Source organism: Methylobacterium sp. B1 (assembly GCF_000333255.1).
Taxonomy (GTDB): Bacteria; Pseudomonadota; Alphaproteobacteria; order Rhizobiales; family Beijerinckiaceae; genus Methylobacterium; species Methylobacterium fujisawaense.
On record NZ_BACT01000370.1, the window covers coordinates 1 to 1,944 of the forward strand.

Genomic DNA, 1,944 nt, shown 5'->3' on the forward strand with positions numbered 1-1,944 from the left:
GCCGCGCTCCAGGGGCCTTTCGGCTTGCCTGACGGCGGCTACGAACAGATCGCGCTCGATCCGGTACAGAGGAGCTCCTGCCTTCACCGGATCGCCCTCCTTGAACAGGACCGCCTCGAGATAGCCGGTCACGCGGGCGCGCACCTCGACGCGCCCCACCGCCTCGACCCGGCCGACGAAGTCCAGCGCCCTGTCCAAGGCCTTGCGCTGCGCCGTCACCGTTCCGACCGCCAGCGCGGCAGGGGGCTCTCCCTCGCCACGCGCCGAGGGGCCGGGACCGGTGATCAGCAGGGCAACCAGCACGAGAAGGGGGACGCGGACCATCGCAAAGCCTTGCCGCACCGTCTCACGGCTGCGGGGTGGTATTCTGGCAGCTTTCCGCGGGATCGCTTGATCGAGCAGGACGCGGCCGAGCCGAAGCTGCGGCCTCCCCCAGCGCGTTTCGGTCCGTGACCGACGCTCCCGCATGAAACGCCCCGTGCCAGGGTGAGCGTGGTCGTGCGCGCTGGCCGCGTGGCGGCTGCTGCGACATCCGGCGCTTCAGCCCCGTCCGGCCTTGTCCTGATCCGGCAGGTCCAGGTGACTCCCGTCGCGAAACAAGAGCGCCTGCAACCGCCCAGGGCCGAGCACGCGGCCAAGCTCTCGAAACGTGAAATATGGGATCAGGGCGACGGTCATGATCAGGACGACGGACGCCCAGCCGAGGACGCCCCCGCCGCCGATCATCGGCACGCTATCGACCAGCGTCTTTCCCCGCCAGAGCCCGATTGCCATATCCTCAAGCGCGTAGAAACAGACCATCAGCAACGCGAAGAGGCCGGACCGAGTCAGGATCGGATAGAGCAGTGGACCGCTCCGAACGGCTGTCCGGGTGTCGAAATGCTCGGCAATCAGCATGATCTTCGCCAAGATCCACGCATTGAGGAAGGCCAGCCCATAAAATCTATAGACGATGCCGTGACGCGACAGGACGGCATGCTCGTGCAGGATCAGAATGCCAAATATGACCCATAAATAAACAAATATACCGATAAAACTCTTTAGTTCTGCTAAAATTCTTGTTCCGATGCCTTTCATTCGATTGCGGCGGTTGGATTTCGGATGATTTGATCCATCGGCATCGCCTTCCGAAATGCGAGGGTGTGAAGTGATCATGGTTCGATCCAGCGACCGAGCGTCAGGCTATTGTCGGCGCCTTCGGGCGATGTGTCGTCCTTTCAAGGTGTTTCACGGTGAAGCCCGTCCGATGGCTCGCGTCTCGATCTATGCCTGACGCGGAACGGACGCGCGGCTGGATGCGACACCCCCGGACAATTTTCGACAGGGTTCCTGTCTGGCCGCTCGGCGGTATTGGCTAGGCCCCATTTTGGATTTGACGCAGCGCGAGCCTGTTCAGGATTGCAGACATTCGCGTGGGCGGCTTGATCGGGTGAGACGTCGTGAATTCGAGGGAGCGCCCGATTCATGGCGTGTCTGCTTTCCGGCTCCGATCGCGATCGTATGCCGGCCGATGTGGTTCGACCGCGCCATCCCGGCGTTCGGCAGCGCCGCTCGGCAAGGCGTTGCCGGGGTCTGACGGGTGCGTTGAACCTGTCGGAACGGCGCCGCGGACCGGTCTTGCCCCCGCAACATCCGGGCGCTGCTGGGAGGGCGCCGACACCAAAACATCAAGATTGTCCCAAATCATCAAGCATCAAATTCGGCTTGTCTCTATGTAAACATTCGTACTGATCGTGGCATTTGCTGCAAGGCTTCGGAGGGCGTCATGATTGCTCGTCGGTCACCTGCGCTGTCGGCCTTGTCCGGAGCCATGCTTGCNGCCGTAAGCTGCTTCGCCTGCTTTCGGGCATCTGCCCAACCGCTCATCGTCAGGGTCAACCCGCGTCTGGCCCAGCAGGTGTCCTCATGTTCGGGAACGAACCCGGCACGATCAAACGCTTTTCG

Annotated in this window: 2 protein-coding genes; both read right to left on the reverse strand. The window is 62.6% G+C overall.

Going from position 1 to position 1,944, the window contains the following annotated elements; all coding sequences use genetic code 11:
• Positions 1-324 (reverse strand): biotin/lipoyl-binding protein (locus I53_RS10905; RefSeq protein ID WP_043350369.1); only part of this gene is annotated, 324 nt, incomplete at its 3' end.
• Between the two features lie 216 nt (positions 325-540).
• Positions 541-1,155 carry a hypothetical protein gene (locus I53_RS10910; protein ID WP_083936028.1) on the reverse strand — a complete coding sequence of 205 codons (615 nt, stop codon included), beginning with the start codon at positions 1,153-1,155 and terminating at the stop codon, positions 541-543.
• Between the last annotated feature and the right edge of the window lie 789 nt (positions 1,156-1,944).

Coding starts and splice junctions, on each gene's coding strand:
- I53_RS10910 (WP_083936028.1), bottom strand. CDS start 1,155: ATGATCACTTCACACCCTCGCATTTCGGAAGGCGATGCCGATGGATCA.